Source organism: Pseudomonas sp. FG86 (assembly GCF_057808775.1).
In genome coordinates, this window is record NZ_JBMDIS010000033.1 from 1 (window position 1) to 17,585 (window position 17,585).

Here is a 17,585-nt window from a genome sequence, read left to right on the forward strand (position 1 = left end):
GCTGCCTGGCACACTGCAGCGTTCTTATTGGGGCTGCTGCGCAGCCCAACGCGGGGCAAGCCCGCTCGCCACACCAACCCGCTCACTACACAAGTGGGGTCGTTTAATATCAGTTCGCCATCCGCACGCTGCCCAGGCTGCCGCTCACCTCATACGCCACCAGTTCCGCCTGGTGCGCCGCCAGAATCTCCGGCAGCGAGCCGCGCAGGTATTCCACCCACGTCTTGATCTTCGCATCCAGGTACTGGCGCGACGGGTAGATGGCGTACAGGTTCAATTCCTGGGACCGGTAGTTGGGCATGACCCGCACCAGCGTGCCGTTGCGCAAGCCTTCGATGGCGGCGTACACCGGCAGCAGGCCGACGCCCATGCCGCTGGTGATCGCGGTTTTCATCGCGTCGGCCGAGTTCACCAGGAACGGCGAGGTGTTGATCGCTACGCTTTCCTGGCCTTCGGGGCCGTTGAAGGTCCATTTGTCCAGTTGGATCACCGGGCTGACCAGGCGCAGGCACGCGTGGTTGAGCAAGTCATGGGGGCGTTGCGCGCAGCCCTTGGCCTTGACGTAATCCGGCGAGGCACAGGCGATGCTGTAGGTAATGCCCAGGCGCTGGGACACGAAACCCGAATCCGGCAGCTCGCTGGCCAGCACGATGGACACGTCGTAGCCCTCGTCGAGCGGGTCTGGCACGCGGTTGGCCAGGGTCAGGTCGAAGGTCACGTCGGGATGAGTACGGCGGTAGCGCGCAATCGCATCGATGACGAAATGCTGGCCGATACCGGTCATGGTGTGCACTTTCAACTGCCCGGCCGGGCGTGCATGGGCGTCACTGGCCTCGGCCTCGGCCTCCTCGACATAGGCCAGGATCTGTTCGCAGCGCAGCAAATAACGTTTGCCGGCTTCTGTCAGTGCGATGCGTCGGGTGGTGCGGTTGAGCAAGCGGGTTTGCAGATGGGCCTCCAGGTTGGAGACTGCGCGCGAGACGTTGGCAGTGGTGGTGTCCAGTTGGGCGGCGGCGGCGGTGAAGCTGCCGGCTTCGGCCACGCAACTGAAAGCGCGCATGTTTTGCAAAGTGTCCATGGAGTGTTCTCAGGGGAGATAACAAATTGTGACAGAAAGTTACGCCGTCCAGTGATCCCTACCAACGGATTATCGCCTGAACGGTAACAAAGATTCACAGGAATACCAGCTTATCGCCATTCCCCTGGCCGCCTAGAATTGCGCCACCTTCCCCGCAACACCCACCTCAGGAATTCGTTCGCCGTGCCGCGTCGCATCAGCAGAGAGCTGAAGACTCTCATTTACAGGGAGCTGAAGGCTCTCAGTGTTTGCGCCTTATCGTTAGCAATCAGCGGCTGCATCGGAACCGGAGGAATCGCCCCCCAAGGCCAGGCCCTCGACGCCAATCAATTGGCCACCGACGAGGCGATCCAGAGCGCCGCCCGCGACGCCCACTGGCCCACCGCCCAATGGTGGCAAGCCTACGGCGACCCGCAATTGAACCGCTGGGTCGACCTCGCTACGCGTGACAGCCCAAGCATGGCCATCGCCGCTGCTCGGGTGCGCGAAGCGCGGGCCATGGCCGGGATTGCCGAGTCGGCCGAGTCGTTGCAGATCAACAGTGACACCACCCTCAAACGCCACAACTGGCCGAACGATCAGTTCTACGGCCCGGGTGCATTGAGCGGTTCCAACACCTGGGACAACAATACGTCCCTGGGCTTCAGCTACGCACTCGACCTGTGGGGCCGTGAAAGCAATGCCACCGAACGTGCCGTCGACCTGGCGCACATGAGCGCGGCCGAAGCCCGCCAGGCTCAGCTGGAATTGCAGAACAACGTGGTACGCGCCTATATCCAGCTGTCGTTGCACTACGCCAACCGCGATATCGTCGCGGCGACGTTGGCCCAGCAACAGCAGATTCTCGACCTGGCCAATAAGCGCCTGAACGCCGGGATCGGCACCCATTTCGATGTCAGCCAGGCCGAAACCCCGCTGCCGGAAACCCACCGTCAATTGGATGCGCTGGACGAAGAAATCGCCCTGAGCCGTAACCAACTGGCTGCGTTGGCGGGCAAGGGGCCGGGGGAGGGCGCGCAGTTGCAACGCCCCACGTTGTCCCTTGCGGCCCCCCTGAAGTTGCCATCGAGCCTGCCGGTGCAACTGCTTGGCCAGCGTCCCGACGTGGTCGCCAGCCGTTGGCAGGTCGCGGCGCAAGCCCGTGGCATCGATGTGGCGCATGCCGGTTTCTATCCCAATGTCGACCTGGTCGGCAGCCTCGGCTACATGGCCACCGGCGGTGGCCTGCTGGGCTTTCTCGCCGGCAAGAAATTCAATTACAACGTCGGCCCGGCGATCACCTTGCCCATTTTCGACGGCGGCCGCCTGCGGGCAGAGTTGGGCGAGGCCAGCGCCGGCTATGACATCGCCGTGGCGCGCTACAACCAGACCCTGGTCAATGCGCTCAAGGGCATCAGCGACCAGTTGATCCGCCGCGAATCCATGGACAAGCAAGCGGGTTTCGCCGCGCAGTCGGTGGCCTCGGCGCAGAAAACCTACGACATCGCGATGATCGCCTACCAGCGTGGCCTTACCGACTACCTCAATGTGCTGAACGCCCAGACCCTGTTGTTCCGCCAGCAGCAAGTCGAGCAACAGGTGCAGGCCGCCCGCTTGAGTGCGCATGCCGAACTGGTGACCGCCCTGGGCGGCGGCGTCAGAGCCGGCGACGACGTACCGCAGGACACCAGGACCCTCCCGAGCAAAACCCCTGCGGCGCTTGCCGTGTTTGATCACTGAGTAGGCGTTCATGACTCCCTTGCCTGCACCGCTGCGCTGGCTGCACTCCCTTGAGTGGCGCCGTGGCTTTTTCGACTGGGCACGCAGTGATGGCGTGACTTGGGTGTACATCTTCAAGGTACTGATCGCTGCCTTCCTCACGCTGTGGCTGGCCATGCGCCTGGAACTGCCGCAACCGCGCACCGCGATGATCACCGTGTTTATCGTGATGCAACCGCAGAGCGGCCAGGTGTTCGCCAAGAGCTTCTATCGTTTCCTCGGCACCCTCGCGGGGTCGGCGGTGATGGTGTTGTTGATTGCGTTGTTTGCGCAGAACACCGAGTTGTTCCTGGGGGCGCTGGCGATCTGGGTCGGCATTTGCACCGCTGGCGCGACACGCAATCGCAACTTTCGCGCCTACGGGTTTGTACTCGCGGGCTATACAGCGGCGATGGTCGGCCTGCCGGCCCTGGCCCATCCCGACGGCGCCTTTATGGCGGCGGTATGGCGGGTGTTGGAAATCTCCCTGGGGATTCTCTGCTCCACGCTGGTCAGCGCCGCGATCCTGCCGCAGACCTCCAGCGCCGCGATGCGCAATGCGTTGTACCAACGCTTCGGCGTGTTCGCGCTGTTCGTCACCGATGGCCTGCGTGGGCGCAGCCAGCGTGAAGGGTTCGAGGCCACCAATGTGCGCTTTATCGCCGAAGCCGTGGGCCTGGAAGGGTTGCGCAGCCTCACCGTATTCGAAGACCCGCACATGCGTCGACGCAACGGCCGGCTCAGTCGTCTCAACAGCGAGTTCATGAGCATCACCACGCGCTTCAATGCCTTGCACCAGTTGCTCGAACGCCTGCGCGCCGACGCTGCCGATCACGTTGTCGCGGCGATCAAGCCGGGGTTGCAGGACCTTGCCGAAGTGCTCGACGGTTTCTCCGGGCGTGCCCTGACCAGCCCCGACGCCGCGCGCCTGGTCAACCAGCTGAGCTCCTACAAGGATGGCCTGCCCGCCAAGGTGCGCAGCCTGCGCGCGATCTTCCAGGAGGGGCACCCGAGCGAGGCCGAGCAGCTGGATTTCCACACCGCCTACGAGCTGCTCTACCGCTTTGTCGACGACCTGCACAACTACGCGCAGACCCACGCCTCCCTGGCCGACCACAGCCATGCGCGCGAACAGTGGGACGAAACCTTCAGCCCGAAAACCAACTGGCTGGCCTGCGCCGCCTCGGGTATTCGCGCATCGTTCATCCTGATCGTGCTCGGCAGTTACTGGGTTGCCACCGCCTGGCCCAGCGGCGCCACCATGACCATGATCGCCGCCGCCACCGTCGGCCTGTCCGCCGCCACGCCCAACCCCAAGCGCATGGCGTTCCAGATGGCCTGCGGCACGTTCATCGGCGCGCTGGTCGGCTTTGTCGAAATGTTCTTCGTGTTCCCCTGGATCGATGGCTTCCCGTTGCTGTGCGTGATGCTCGCGCCGGTGATCATCCTCGGCGCCTTCCTCGCTTCACGCCCGCAATACGCCGGGGTGGGCGTCGGCCTGCTGATCTTTTTCAGCACCGGTTCGGTGCCGGATAACCTCACGGTCTACAACCCCTACAGCTTTATCAATGACTACATCGCCATGATCCTCGGCATGCTGGTGTGCGCGGCGGCGGGGGCGATCATCCTGCCGCCCAACAGCCGCTGGCTGTGGCGCCGCCTGGAGCAGGACCTGCGCGAGCAAGTGGTGTATGCGATCAGCGGCAAGCTCAAGGGCCTGGCATCGAGTTTTGAAAGCCGTACCCGCGACCTGCTGCACCAGGCCTACGGCCTCGCCGTCGGCCAGCCGCAGGTGCAACGCGATTTGCTGCGCTGGATGTTCGTGGTGCTGGAAGTCGGCCACGCGATCATCGAGTTACGCAAGGAACAGGCGATCCTGCCGGTGCACCCGGCCTATGCCGAATCCCAGCCGTGGCGCCAGGCGATCCGGGTAATGGGGCGCTCGCTGGTGCGACTGTTCCTGCAACCCAGCGCGAGCAACCTGGAGCGCGGGCTGATTGCCGTCGACCACGCGATCAGCCGTGTACAGGCCACCGACGAACCCTTCGCCCCGCACTTCGACACATCCGCCCTGCGCCGGGTGAAGAGCTACCTGCACTTTATCCGCACCTCGTTGCTGGACCCGCAATCGCCGTTGGCGGCCCTCAAAGGATCCCCGCATGCCTCGTGAAATCGCCTTCCACGGCGTCTATATGCCGACCATGACCCTGATGTTCTTGATCGCGGCGGGCCTGGCCTGGGCGCTTGATCGCTTCCTGGCCGGGTTCGACCTGTACCGTTTTTTCTGGCACCCGGCGTTGCTGCGCCTGAGCCTGTTCGTTTGCCTGTTCGGCGCCCTGGCGCTGACCGTCTACCGTTGAGAATGCCCCGATGAAAAAGTTTTTCAGCCTGCTTGCGACCTTGCTGGTACTGGCTTTGGCAATCTGGATTGGCCGCACGCTGTGGGTGCATTACATGGAGACACCCTGGACCCGCGACGGCCGTGTGCGCGCCGACATCATCAACGTCGCGGCCGACGTCACCGGCGAAGTGGTCGACGTGCCGGTGCGCGACAACCAGTTGGTGAAAAAGGGCGACCTGCTGATGCAGATCGACCCCGAGCACTACCGCATCGCCGTCAAGCAGGCGCAGTCCCTGGTGGCGTCCCGCAAAGCCACCTGGGAAATGCGCAAGGTCAACGCTCACCGCCGTGCCGACCTCGACGCCCTGGTGATCTCCAAGGAAAACCGCGACGACGCCAGCAACATCGCCGACTCGGCCCTGGCCGACTACCAGCATGCGCTGGCGCAACTGGAAGCCGCCGAACTGAACTTGAAGCGCACGCAAGTGGTGGCGGCCGTCGACGGTTACGTCACCAACCTCAATGTGCATCGCGGCGACTACGCGCGCATCGGTGAAGCGAAGATGGCCGTGGTCGATATGAATTCGTTCTGGGTCTACGGCTTCTTCGAAGAAACCAAGCTGCCCCACGTGAAAGTCGGTGACAAAGCCGATATGCAACTGATGAGCGGCGAGACGTTGAAGGGGCACGTAGAAAGCATCTCGCGCGGCATCTACGACCGCGACAACCCGGAGAGTCGCGAGTTGATCGCCGATGTGAACCCGACCTTCAACTGGGTGCGCCTGGCCCAGCGCGTGCCGGTGCGGATTCATATCGATGAAGTGCCCGAAGGCGTGTTGTTGGCGGCGGGGATCACCTGCACGGTGATTGTCGACCCTCTCCAGCACTGAACGTGACCATTACCTACGGCCCAAACCTTACCAGCATGCGTTGTCCCACCCGCAGCGACTGCGGCGCCGGTTGATCGAACGCCAATATGCATTCAACCGTACGTGTATTGGCCCTGACCAAGGCGTCGTCTTCCAGGGTGCTGTTGCCCAGTACCGCGCTGATCCGCACCACATGGGCGGACAGCACAACGGAGCCTGCGGCGCTGTCATCGGTGACTTCGGCCTTCATCCCGGGGAGCACCACGCCGGTGAAGGACTCATTGAGCTCGGCCCTGACGATACGCGCCTGGTTCGGCAGCAACACGAAGGCCGGCCCGGACTGTGCGGAGACCGCGGCGCCGGGTTGAATCAGGCGACGAACCACTTCGGCGTCGACCGGCGCGCGCAGACTGTGTTTCGCCAGTTCGTAGCGTGCCGCAGTCAGCTTGTTCGCCGCGACTTCAGCGTCTGTCTGGGTCTTTTCAATCTCGTCGCGCAAGCGCTCGGCGGCCTCGTGGGCCTCATCGGCACTCTGGCTGTCGCCGGCGCCTGCCTTGGCGGCGGTGGTCAGGCGGCTGGCCTGCTGCTCGGCAAACTTAAGCTGCCTTGCCAACTGTTTGGCTTGAGTCTGCACCTGTCGTTGCTCGGTCAGCGCGGCGCTGACCGTCAGCTGTGCCAGTTCGCTGTCCAACGTGGCGAGTAATTGGCCTTTCTTGACCTGTTCGCCCTCCGCCACCTTGATCTCGGCGACCACGCCGTCGCGGCCCACGCCGAGCTTGAGCAAACCGCCTTCCACATCGATACGGCCGCGAGCGACGGCCAGGTAGGCGGGGGCCGATGACGTCGGCTGAGGGGGCGCATCTTCACGGGAGCAGGCGCTCAGCAATACAAGTGCGGTATTCAGAAGCAGCCAAGAGCGAAGCGAACGCGCGTTCATACAGAATGTTCCTGGGTACCGACCGTAGCGGCCGGTGGGAAGGGAAGGGATTGATCGTTCAAAATGCGGCCGTCCTCGATGGTCAACACGCGGTCGGAGTTACTGATCAGGCGCGGATCGTGGCTGACGCACAGCACCGTGGTCCCGCGTGTGCGAGCGATGCGGTGCAAAATATCGATCACGATTTGACCGTTGGCCGCATCGAGGGCGCTGGTCGGTTCGTCGGCGAACAACAACTCGGGGGCCTTCGCCACGGCGCGTGCAATGGCTACGCGCTGCTTTTCGCCGCCGGACAATTCGGCCGGGCGCAGTTTCATGCGCGAGCCCAGACCGACATCCTCCAGCGCCTCAATGGCGCGCGCTCGGACTTCCGTGCTCGGCAGCCCCAGGTAGCTCAAGGGCAGTTCGACCTGTTGCTGCGCAGTCAAGGCTGGAAACAGGTTGAACCCCTGGAATACGAAGCCGGTGTGCCGCAGGCGAAAATACTCCAGGGCCCGCGTGTCGAGGCTTGAAAGGTCGTGCCCCAGGGCCGATGCGCTGCCGCGGTCGGGCTGCTGCAAGCCACTGAGAATCGCCAGTAGCGTGCTTTTGCCACAGCCGGACGGACCTGAGATCAGGGTCAGTTCGCCGGGTCGTATCGCCAAGCTAATGTCATGCAGCACTGGGGTTACGACCCGGCCCGAGGTGAATGATTTACTGATATTGCTGGCTTGCAGGGTGAAGGGTGGGGCGGATGTCAGGAGGCTCATGGCAGTGCTATCTCAGAAGGCTGGCCGGGTCGGCATGGCGTAAGGTGCGGATGGCCGCCAGGCCCGACACAAGTGCCAGGAGCATGCTCAGGAACAGGCAGGCTACGGCCGCGACGGGCGAGAGCTGCACCGGCACGTTGTAGTGCGCCGCCAGGGCGAAGAACAGGCCTGCAAGCACCGAACTGCCCAGCAGCCCCAGTGCCCCGACCCAGAAAGCCTGCTCCATGACCACTTTGCGCAGGGCGTTCACGCCGACGCCAAGGGCGTTCAAGGTGGCGTACTCGCGGATGGAACCCACGACGGCGGCGACCAGCGTCTGGCTGGTGATGACCGCGCCCACCAGGAACACAATCGCGGCCAGAAACAGCACGCCGGCCCCGGCACCGGTGTCGAACATCCAATACATCTGCGAGCGTTGGGCGAACTGTTTTGCGGTCCATACCGCGTAGTTGCCGAACGCGCGGCCGTCGCTCAGGCGCGCGGCAACAGCGCCTGCCTGAGCGGGATCGCGCACTTTGGCCACCAGGTAGGTAATGCGGTCCGCTGCCGTGGTGGTGTCGAGCTGTCGGGCAGTGGCCAGCGACGCCAGCACGTTGACCCCGCCCAGCGCGCGCAGGCCGCTGGTGACGCCCACCACGCGCACACGTTGCCCGTTGATGGTCGCGGCGTCCCCCAGGTTCACGCCCAGGGTGCTCAGGTCGGCGCGGTCAACGATCACCGCGCCGGGCTCGGCCAGGCGGGCGCGCAGTGCCGTCGGCAGGGCGCGCGCAAACATCAGGCCGTCTGGCCCGGCGTCGATGCCGCTGACAAACACCGACACGCCACCGGTATCTCGCGCACCGCGCCAATCGGCGTCGACCCAGCGAAACGACTCGACGCGCAGTACGTCGGCGTCCATGCGCAGGCGCATTTCCACGCCCGCATCGATCGGTCTCCCGAGGTTGACGCTTTGCGTGCCGGGGTAACCGACCCAGAGGTCAGCCGTAGAGCCGGTGATATAGACGCTGGCACTGCCGAAAATACCCAGCACCAGCGCGGCCTGGAGCAACTGCAGCAACCCCGCGAAGCCCACGGCAATCATCGCGGGCAGGAAGCGCCGCCATTCGTGGACCAGTGTCAGACGGGCAAGCGCCACCATCAGTCAGCATCCTTCAAGGTCGGGTTCGGTAACGGCGCGCCGCCCAGGGCTTTATAAAGCGCGATGTAGGCGATGTCCCGTTCGGTGCTTGCGCTGTCGGCCTGTTGCATGGTTTGGAGCGCCTGCACGTTGGCGGTCGTCAGCTCCAGTGGGCTCATGAGCCCCAGGCGTGCCCGGTGTTGCAAGGTCTCTAGGTGGGTCTGTGTCGCCCTCTGGGCCTGGCGCGAGGCGTGCTCGCGCAGGCGCGTTTGTTCGAGGTCACTCAGGGCGATTTCGGCTTCGGCGACGCCTTGCAACACCGCCTGGCGATAAGCCAGAACCGCGGCCTGCAACAGGTGGCCTTTGGCGCGCGCGGTGGCGACACGTTGGCCCCAGTCGAACAACGGGATACTGATCCCCGGCCCTGCGGAGAAAATGCTGTTGCCGTTGGGCGTGTGCTTGCGGTTGCTGGCAATGTTCAGCGACCACTGCAATGAGGCGCCCAGGCTGAGGTGCGGGTAGATATCGGCACGGCTCATCCCCAACTCCCCGGCGGCCACGAGCACCTCGGCCTCGGCGTTGGTAATTTCCGGGCGTGTGCGCAGCAGGTCCGCCGGCACGCTGTTGAGTTGCCATTGGCCGAGTGTGGGCTGTGGTCCGGGCTGCAGCCAGCGAGGGTCGGGCCCGGGGCGACCGGCCAACAGCGCCAACTGCTGCACATGGCGTTGGATCTGTTGTTGTGGTGCGCTCAGTTGCCTCTCGGCGCGCGCCAGGTCAGCCTCGGCGTCCGCCACGTCAGCGTGCGGCGCCAGGCCAAGTTGCTCGCGCACACGCAGCAGCGCCAGTTTTTCCTGCTGCGCGTCACGAATGGCCGTCAGCGCGCGTTCGGCTTGTTGCGCCGAACGCAGCTCAACCCACTGCCGGGTGACCTCGGCGACCAGCGACACCTGGACGCTGCGCAAGTCGGCGGCCACCAGCGCCTGGTTACCCTCGGCGATGCGATCCGCGCTCTGCCTGGCCCCGAACAGTGGCAGTTCCCACTGCGCATCGAAGCCGATCAAGAAGTACGAACTGCTGGTGTCCGGGCTTATCGCGTCGTGGGTCTTGATCCCGAGCGAGGGCAGATAGGGGGCTTGCGCATGTTGGCTCAACACACGCGCAGCCCGCAGGCGCTCGACTGCGGCGGCGACGTCGAGGTTGTTTTGCAATGCCTGATCCACCAGGGTATCGAGTTCAGGATCATTGAATGCCTGCCACCACCGATTGAGGTCGGGCCTGGCCGGCGCCAGAGGGGACGGTGCGTTGCGCCATGCCTCGGGCGCGGGCGGTTTCAACGCGGGCAGAGGCGCGACCGAACAGCCTGTCACCGCAGTTAACCCCAGTGACAGTGTGAGCAGCGTCCGACAGGCGCGCGATGTGTTTGAAGGCTTGATAGGGGTCACCCAAGAGGTACCGGAACGGCTGTGCTGAATCGATGCGGACAGCGATCAACGACAAGCGGGCATGAGGTCTGAGCGCGTTGCGTCAGAAGTCAGCGCGTGACTCTAGCGAGAGTGTCCGTTCAGTTCTGTAGCGAAATTGTATTGACACCCATGAGGGGGGCTCGGGGCGATGGGCTGCGCGCGCAAGCGTGGGGGCGCTTGCGCACGTATTGGCGGGGTGTTGCCTATGGGGTCAGGCCTGGCAGTACGTCTCGTGCAAATGACGCCACAGCAGCGCGCCGCTGGCCTGTTTCTCGAAGACCACCGTGGCCCGGCGATCGGTCTGGGTGCCGCTGTCGTCGATCTGATGTTCGCGGTAACTGACGACGGCGCCGCGTGCATGCCGGTCAATGCCGATCAGTTCGCTCAAGGTGATCTTCAACCCTGGCCGCTGCCCGCCCAGGCGGGTGAACAGGTACTTGACCCCTGCCGCGTTCATGCGTGTGCCGGTGGAGGGTGCAATCATGCTGAACTCCGGCGAGAAGCGCGCGAGCAGCCTCTGCAGGGTGTCTTCAGGTGCCACGCCGGCAAACCACTGTTCGATCTCGACGTGGGTCTGGATCACTTCCTCGAAAAAGTCGCTGTAGTCGATCATTTACAAACTCCTATTCAAACCAAAGCGTTTTTTCAACACGGTTTCCAATAATCCTTTGGGCAACAACGCCGCCATCAACGGCAACGCCCGACTGCCATTGCCCGCGCGCAACAGGCGCGGCGGCTGCGGTTGTTGCACGGCCTTGAGCACATCCGCTGCAAACACGCTGGCCGGGGTGGGCTTGTCCTGGGAGGCCTGGCTGCGTGCCCGGATACCCTCGCGCAACGGCCACCACGGCGATTGTTCGTTGATCAACAGCTCAGCCTGGGCCCCGGCGTTTTTTGCAAAGCTTGTATTAATGGCGCCGGGCTGCACTTCCATCACGCGGATGCCAAACGGCGCCAGTTCCATGCGCAATGCATCGCTCAGCGCATGCACCGCCGCCTTGGAGGCGCAGTAGGCGCCAGCGAACGGCGTGACCAATACGCCGGAAACGCTGCCGATATTCACCACCAGGCCTTTGCTGCGGCGCAGGGCCGGGAACAGCGCCTGGGTCACGCCGACGAGGGCAAATACATTGGTCTCGAACTGGCGCTGTATCGCCTCGGTGCCGCCATCAAGCAGCGGGCCCATGGCGCCGTAGCCGGCGTTGTTGACCAGCACATCCAGCTCGCCCAGTTGTTCGGCCAGGCGCTGCAATGCGGCGCTGTCGTTGACGTCGAGTTCGACGGCATTAAAACCCGCGGCGGCGAGGGCGGTGACGTCTTCCGGGCGGCGGGCGCTGGCCCACACGTTGAAACCGGCGGATTTGAAGGCATCGGCCAGGGCGCGGCCAATACCGCTGGAGCAACCGGTGATCAGTACGTTGGGCATGGATCAGTCCTTTGTCAGTCCGAGAAACTGCCTTGCAGGTGCTCGGCGCGAAATTCCAGGGTTTGTGGGCGATAGCCGGGGCGCAGGGGCGGGGTGGGCAGGCAGTCGTCCCAGGTGGCGCCGGCCTGCAACTCGCCGGGGCCACGATAGCGGGGGGCCGCGTAGACGTTATCGGCCAGGTTGACCGTGTCACCCGGCGCATAGGCGGCGACGCGCCAGCGCAGTTCGGTCAGCGGTACGTCGTTGCCGTTGTTCAGGGTCAGTTTCAGTGGGCGGTCGGCGGGGCATTCCTGCGGGGCGTAGCTGATGCGCAACTCCAAGCGCGCCAGTTGCGAGGCTTCGCGGTTGTCCAGCCAGACCACCCAGACCGCGACAAGGCCCAGGCCGGCAGCGGCGGCCAGTGACACTGGCAACGCCTTGGCCGGGTAGCGCAGCAGGAGGATCAGCCAGGTGATGATCAGGAGAACGCCGAAGAACATGGAGACCACCTCGAATAGGGAACGAGCATCCTAACTTAAGCGTAGGTGGGATTGGCTACCTTGAGTGCTGTGGTGGCCGGGTGGGCCTCATCGGGGGCAAGCCCCCTCCCACACTTGAATGTATTCACAGATCAACGGTGGGAGGGGGCTTGCCCCCGATGAGGCCCTCACAGCCAGCACAAATCCCCAACAAAAAGCCCCCACCCAACCCACTGCGGATAGGGGACGCAATGGGTTGGGCGAGGGCTTCTTGTACGACTGTTTTACTGCGCGATAGTTTTCACCGACACGCCACGTTCAACCGGCGTCGAGCGACCGTAGATATCTTCAAACCGCTCGATATCGTCTTCGCCCAGATAGCTGCCCGATTGCACTTCGATGATCTCCAGCGGGATCTTGCCCGGGTTGCGCAGGCGGTGCACCGAGGCGATCGGGATGTAGGTGGATTGGTTCTCGGTGAGCAGGAACACGTTCTCGTCACAGGTCACTTCGGCCGTGCCGCTGACCACGATCCAGTGTTCGGCGCGGTGGTGGTGCATCTGCAGCGACAGGCATGCGCCCGGCTTGACCGAGATGTGCTTGACCTGGAAGCGCCCGCCCATGTCCACCGAGTCGTAGGAGCCCCACGGACGGTAGACTTCGCAGTGGTTCTGGGTTTCGCTGCGGCCCTGTTCGTTGAGGGTCGCGACCATCTGCTTGACGCCCTGGACCTTGTCCTTGTGGGCAATCATCATCGCGTCCTTGGTTTCCACTACCACGATGTTGTCCAGGCCGATCACCGACACCAGCTTGCCGTTGCCATGGATCATGCAGTTCTTGCTGTCCTGGATCACGACGTCGCCCTTGGTGACGTTGCCGTTGATGTCTTTATCGTTGACCGCCCACAGCGAGGCCCAGCAACCCACGTCGCTCCAGCCGGCACTCAGCGGTACCACGCAGGCGCGTTGGGTTTTTTCCATCACGGCGTAGTCGATGGAGTTGTCCGGGCAGCAGGCGAAGGTGGCTTCGTCGAAGGTCACGGTATCGGCGGTCTGCTCGCTGCGTTCCAGGGTCAGCACGCAGGTGTCGTAGATGTCCGGATCGTGTTTTTTCAGCTCTTCGAGGAAACGGCTGGCGCGGAACAGGAACATGCCGCTGTTCCAGAAGTAACCGCCGCTTTTGACGAACTCGATGGCGCGTTTTTCATCGGGTTTTTCCACGAACTGTTGCACGCGGCTCACGCCTTCGGGCAGCAGCGAATCGTTGGTGGACTTGATGTAGCCATAGCCGGTTTCCGGGCGGGTCGCCGGCACGCCGAACAGCACCATCTCGCCTCGCTCGGCAGCCACGGTGGCCAGGGCCAGGGCGCGTTGCAGGGCTTTCTGGTCGTCGATCACGTGGTCGGCGGGCAGGACCAGCATCAATTCGTCGCGGCCTTCGTTGACCAGCATCATCGCGGTCAGGGCCACGGCCGGCGCGGTGTTGCGGCCGAAGGGTTCCATCAGGATGCGCTGGGCTTCCAGCTTGCGCACGCTCAGTTGCTCGTTGACGATGAAACGGTGGTCCTTGTTGCAGACCACGATCGGCGCGTCCATGCCTTCGAATACCAGGCGTTCCAGGGTTTGCTGGAACAGCGTGTGCTCGCCGGTCAAGGCCAGGAATTGTTTCGGGAACTGTTTACGGGAAAGCGGCCAAAGACGTGAGCCGCTACCACCGGAAAGGATTACTGGGATCATGTGTTTCTCCTTGAATCAATTTGGGTCAGAGCCTGTGGGAGGGGGCTTGCCCCCGAAAGCGGTGTGTCAGTCGGCACATTGGCTGATGAACCACCGCATTCGCGAGCAAGCCCGCTCTCACAGGGGGAGCGTCAATTTCAGAATCCAATCAGCGGGTCGACACTGGGCGCTTGACCCAGACTGGCGAGATGCTCGAACCGGAGCCCGTCACATACAGCACCGCCGCTTCACCACGTTCCAACGCAACCGGCTTCACATCGCCGACTTTCTTGTCACCGTCATACAACGCCAGGCTCACCTTCACCGGGTTGATTTCACGCTCGCCACGGCCCTTGGCCGCCACGGACTTGACCACTTCGGTCTTGCCGTCAGCGGTTTTCAGGGTCAGGGCCTTGTCGCTGAGGTTCTGTACGCGCACCAGGGATTTCTGCTTGTTCTTGAACGGCGGTTCTTCGATCAACTGAGGCTGGCCGCTGCCGTTGTTGACCAGGGTGTAGTAGTGATCGGCGGCGAGTTTGACCGGCACGGTCTGGCTGCCGACCTTGGCGCTGTAGTCGCCGCCGGGCATGAAGCTGAAGTCGCTGCTGGCCAGTGGGGCCACTTCGTTGAGGTTGGTGCTGCCAACTGTCGCGCTGACTTCCTGGTTGGAGGCGTTATAGACGCGCACGAAGCTTGAGCCTTTCGGTGCGACTGGGCCGTACAAGGCGGCGTCACCGGCGAAGGCGGACAGGGATACCACGCTCATACCGGCAGCCAGGGCCAGAGTCTTGGCGAGACGACGCGGAGTAGTAGTGAAAGTCATGTGAGTTACCTCTCTTTCAGTTTTGCGCCCGGTCGGGCGTCTCGGATTTTTGGTGTTTAACTGGGGTGTTCAGTGCCATGTTTTGTTGGCGCGAACCGGCTTGTTTAAGTTGCGCAACCCACGATGGGTCGGCATCACCGATTTCGTTGTTCACGGGCAGATAACGTTCAGGAAACTCCCAGATCAGCACTTGTGGCGGGCTGTTCTTGAAGTCGTCACTTTTCAGGTAGCTGAGCATCGGCAGGATCGGGCCGTGGCCGTCTTCGGCGTAGCTGACCACGTCGCTGCCCAGGGCTTGCTTGAGCGCACCGACGAAGTTCCAGTTGGGGTTGGCGCTGTAGCTGGTGCCCACCAGTGCTACCGGGGTTTCGCTGTCGGTGAACAGTGCGTCGTCGCCCTTGGTTTCGGCCAGGTGCGTCACGCGTTTTTCCAACGGCTCCTTCGGTGGCATCAGGTTTTCGAACAGTGGGTCCAGGGGCAGGAACAGACGCAGGTCGCCTTTATGCGGTTCGGTCTTTTCGGCTTCGGTGACAAAGCGCTGCGGTTCGCCGTTCAGTGGGGTTTTGTCGGCAATGGTTTTAGCCAACTGCTTGGCGGCGATTTCGGCGCCGTCCGGGGTCCAGTGGGTGTCGGTACGCAGGAACACTTGCTTGCCGCCCAGCTTGGCCTGTTGCAGCGGGCCCAGCAGGTCGGGGGCGATGATGTGGTCGGCGGCGACACGGGCGTGGAAGTCCTGGTACAGGTTGGCGTGGATACTCGCCGGTTTCACTTCGCCCAGGTGTTCCGGGTACAGGCGTACCTTGGCCGGAATGATCGCCATCACCAGCTCAATGCCTTGGGCCTTGAGTTTCTGGCGCACGCCTTCGACCAGGGCGTAGTTGCCTTCCAGGTTCTGGTCTTCGTTGACGGCGGGGTTGAACTCCTCGTCGCTGTACAGCCAGTGATCGCGACCCAGCACCACGCCAGGGCGGCCTTCATTGAACAGCTTGTAGTCCAGCGCGGCCCAGAGGTTGGTGCCGATGCGCTTGATCGGGAACTGGTCGTCGTAGTGCGTCTCGACGGCCTTGGTCCAGCGACCGTTGAGCACGGTCGCATCAGCGTTGGTGCTGAAGCCGAAGAAACTGCGCATCGACCAGGCGCCCAGGGCCAGCAGCACCAGCAGGAACAGTGCGATATAGAGGACGCGGAATGAACGGGTCATGGTCGGCTCCCTCAGAATTGGAAGTAAAGGAACGGCGAGAAGCTCTGCGCCGATAGTTTCAGGATCGATGCCACGAACAGCAGCAGCACCGCAGCGCGCATGGCGTAGCGTGGCCAGTCAGCGGTCCAGTAGGCCGGTTGCACGGCGGCGTCTTTGCCCACGGTGAAACCGGGTTGGTGGATGCTGCCCGGGTCGTCGCCAGGCACGGCCTTGATCAGGCTCGGGTCGGCCGGCTTGGTTTTTTCGGCGGGGCGGTTGGTGTAGAAGTCGCGCAGGCCGAAGAATGCCAAGGTTGCGTACGCCACCACCAGGGTTGCCACTTGCAGGCCCGTGAGGTTGGCGCGGTTGAGTTCCGAGAGCGACCACTCGCCAAAGCTGAACATCGCGCCGTACATACGGCCGGCCACATGCAGGTTTTCGGAACGGAAGATGACCCAGCCCATCACCACCAGCAGGAAGGTGAAGGCCCAACGGACAACGTTGAAACTGCGTGGTGCGGTGTTGAGGCCGATGGCTTTCTCAATCGCCAGCCACATGCCGTGCCAGGCACCCCACACGATGTAGGTGATGTTCGCACCGTGCCACAGGCCACCGAGCAGCATGGTCAGGAACAGGTTGCGGTAAGTGGTCAGCGTGCCTTTGCGGTTGCCGCCCAGGGTGATGTACAGGTAGTCACGCAGCCAGGTCGACAGGCTGATGTGCCAGCGCCGCCAGAACTCGGTGATCGACTGGCTGATGTACGGCTGCTTGAAGTTTTCCATGAAGCGGAAACCCATCATCAAGCCCAGGCCGATCGCCATGTCGCTGTAGCCGGAGAAGTCGAAGTACAACTGCGCGGTGTAAGCCAGCGCGCCAAGCCAGGCATCGCCGGTGGTGGGGTTTTGCAGGGCAAAGCAGTGGTCAGCCACCACCGCCAGGGTGTCGGCGATAAACACCTTCTTGATGAAACCCTGCATGAACCGCGTGCAGCCCTCGGAGAACTTGTCGAGGGTATGGGTGCGGTTATTGAACTGGTCGGCCAGGTCGCGGAAACGCAACACCGGGCCGGCGATCAGGTGCGGGAAGATCGCCACGAACGCCGCAAAGTCGATGAGGTTGCGCGTCGCCGGGGTATCGCCACGGTACACGTCGATGATGTAGCTGATGGACTCGAAGATGTAGAACGAGATCCCGATCGGCAACAGCACGTGGGTGAGGATGAACGGCTCGAGACCCACCGACTTCATCATCACGTTGATGCTGTCGACACCGAAGTTGGCGTACTTGAAGTAGCCGAGGATGCACAGGTCAACGGCCACGCCAAGCAGCAGCCAACGTTGGGCCGGCTTGGTACGCACGCCGGCTGCACCGACCTTGAGGCCGATCCAGTAGTTCCACAGCGTGACGGCCGCGAACAGCGCCAGGAAGTCCACTCGCCACCAGGCGTAGAACACGTAGCTGGCAATCAGCAGCAGCAGATTGCGATAGCGTTGCCCGCTCAAGTAGTACAAGCCGAGAAAGATCGGCAAGAACAGAAACAGGAACACATTGGACGAGAAAACCATCCCGATCTCTCCATGTTTAACCAACAGTCAAGGGCCAGAGCCCCCCCAAACCCCCCCACGATGTCGGGGGAGGTTGTATTGCAATCTCACTGTCGAAACCGGCGTCAAATGTGGGAGGGGGCTTGCC

The 17,585-nt window shown here is 63.1% G+C and carries 15 protein-coding genes and 1 pseudogene; 4 read left to right on the forward strand and 12 right to left on the reverse strand.

Annotated elements, in window-relative coordinates:
* Positions 1 to 109: 109 nt before the first annotated feature.
* Positions 110 to 1,078, reverse strand: a complete 969-nt coding sequence (locus ACODSV_RS20285) for a LysR family transcriptional regulator (protein WP_489046239.1) — start codon at positions 1,076 to 1,078, stop codon at positions 110 to 112.
* 183 nt (positions 1,079 to 1,261) lie between these two features.
* On the opposite strand from ACODSV_RS20285, the gene ACODSV_RS20290 reads away from it, so the two are divergent.
* From ACODSV_RS20290 to ACODSV_RS20305, 4 genes are read left to right on the forward strand one after another with little or no spacing between them, the layout of a single operon-like run.
* Positions 1,262 to 2,797: an efflux transporter outer membrane subunit gene (locus ACODSV_RS20290; protein ID WP_024073537.1), complete on the forward strand. Its 1,536-nt coding sequence runs from the start codon at positions 1,262 to 1,264 to the stop codon at positions 2,795 to 2,797.
* 10 nt (positions 2,798 to 2,807) lie between these two features.
* Complete coding sequence (locus tag ACODSV_RS20295; protein ID WP_150055772.1) at positions 2,808 to 4,985, forward strand: FUSC family protein; 2,178 nt, start codon at positions 2,808 to 2,810, stop codon at positions 4,983 to 4,985.
* Positions 4,975 to 5,175 carry a DUF1656 domain-containing protein gene (locus ACODSV_RS20300; RefSeq protein ID WP_010565658.1) on the forward strand — a complete coding sequence of 67 codons (201 nt, stop codon included), beginning with the start codon at positions 4,975 to 4,977 and terminating at the stop codon, positions 5,173 to 5,175. The genes ACODSV_RS20295 and ACODSV_RS20300 overlap by 11 nt, the downstream gene beginning before the upstream one ends.
* A gap of 10 nt (positions 5,176 to 5,185) precedes the next feature.
* Positions 5,186 to 6,046 (forward strand): efflux RND transporter periplasmic adaptor subunit, encoded by an 861-nt coding sequence (locus ACODSV_RS20305; RefSeq protein WP_024073539.1) that lies wholly within the window; start codon positions 5,186 to 5,188, stop codon positions 6,044 to 6,046.
* A 13-nt stretch (positions 6,047 to 6,059) separates the two neighbouring features.
* On the opposite strand, the gene ACODSV_RS20310 is transcribed toward ACODSV_RS20305, so the two are convergent.
* The 11 genes and pseudogenes from ACODSV_RS20310 to ACODSV_RS20360 all read right to left on the reverse strand — a co-directional run bounded on the left by ACODSV_RS20310 (position 6,060) and on the right by ACODSV_RS20360 (position 17,458).
* Complete coding sequence (locus ACODSV_RS20310) at positions 6,060 to 6,962, reverse strand: HlyD family secretion protein (protein WP_150055773.1); 903 nt, start codon at positions 6,960 to 6,962, stop codon at positions 6,060 to 6,062.
* Positions 6,959 to 7,609, reverse strand: a pseudogene (locus tag ACODSV_RS20315) (ABC transporter ATP-binding protein); the annotation flags it as partial. The gene ACODSV_RS20310 and the pseudogene ACODSV_RS20315, both read right to left, overlap by 4 nt.
* A 109-nt stretch (positions 7,610 to 7,718) precedes the next feature.
* Entirely contained in the window at positions 7,719 to 8,849 is a 1,131-nt protein-coding gene (locus tag ACODSV_RS20320; RefSeq protein WP_024073542.1) for an ABC transporter permease, read from the reverse strand.
* The gene (locus ACODSV_RS20325; RefSeq protein ID WP_263398857.1) at positions 8,849 to 10,195 is read right to left on the reverse strand and encodes an efflux transporter outer membrane subunit; all 1,347 of its coding nucleotides are present in this window, start codon (positions 10,193 to 10,195) and stop codon (positions 8,849 to 8,851) included. The genes ACODSV_RS20320 and ACODSV_RS20325 overlap by 1 nt, the downstream gene beginning before the upstream one ends.
* 307 nt (positions 10,196 to 10,502) lie before the next feature.
* Positions 10,503 to 10,904, reverse strand: a complete 402-nt coding sequence (locus ACODSV_RS20330; protein WP_024073544.1) for a hypothetical protein — start codon at positions 10,902 to 10,904, stop codon at positions 10,503 to 10,505.
* Positions 10,905 to 11,717 (reverse strand): SDR family oxidoreductase, encoded by an 813-nt coding sequence (locus tag ACODSV_RS20335; protein ID WP_150055775.1) that lies wholly within the window; start codon positions 11,715 to 11,717, stop codon positions 10,905 to 10,907.
* 14 nt (positions 11,718 to 11,731) lie between these two features.
* A complete protein-coding gene (locus tag ACODSV_RS20340) occupies positions 11,732 to 12,196 on the reverse strand; it encodes a hypothetical protein (protein ID WP_024073546.1) in 465 nt (154 codons plus the stop codon).
* 263 nt (positions 12,197 to 12,459) lie between these two features.
* Complete coding sequence (locus tag ACODSV_RS20345) at positions 12,460 to 13,911, reverse strand: mannose-1-phosphate guanylyltransferase/mannose-6-phosphate isomerase (RefSeq protein ID WP_150095607.1); 1,452 nt, start codon at positions 13,909 to 13,911, stop codon at positions 12,460 to 12,462.
* A 148-nt stretch (positions 13,912 to 14,059) separates the two neighbouring features.
* Positions 14,060 to 14,713 (reverse strand): alginate O-acetyltransferase AlgF, encoded by a 654-nt coding sequence (locus ACODSV_RS20350; protein ID WP_150055749.1) that lies wholly within the window; start codon positions 14,711 to 14,713, stop codon positions 14,060 to 14,062.
* Positions 14,714 to 14,729: 16 nt separating this feature from the next.
* Positions 14,730 to 15,914, reverse strand: a complete 1,185-nt coding sequence (locus tag ACODSV_RS20355; RefSeq protein WP_024073550.1) for an alginate O-acetyltransferase — start codon at positions 15,912 to 15,914, stop codon at positions 14,730 to 14,732.
* A gap of 11 nt (positions 15,915 to 15,925) precedes the next feature.
* Positions 15,926 to 17,458 carry an MBOAT family O-acyltransferase gene (locus ACODSV_RS20360; RefSeq protein WP_024073551.1) on the reverse strand — a complete coding sequence of 511 codons (1,533 nt, stop codon included), beginning with the start codon at positions 17,456 to 17,458 and terminating at the stop codon, positions 15,926 to 15,928.
* Positions 17,459 to 17,585: the final 127 nt, after the last annotated feature.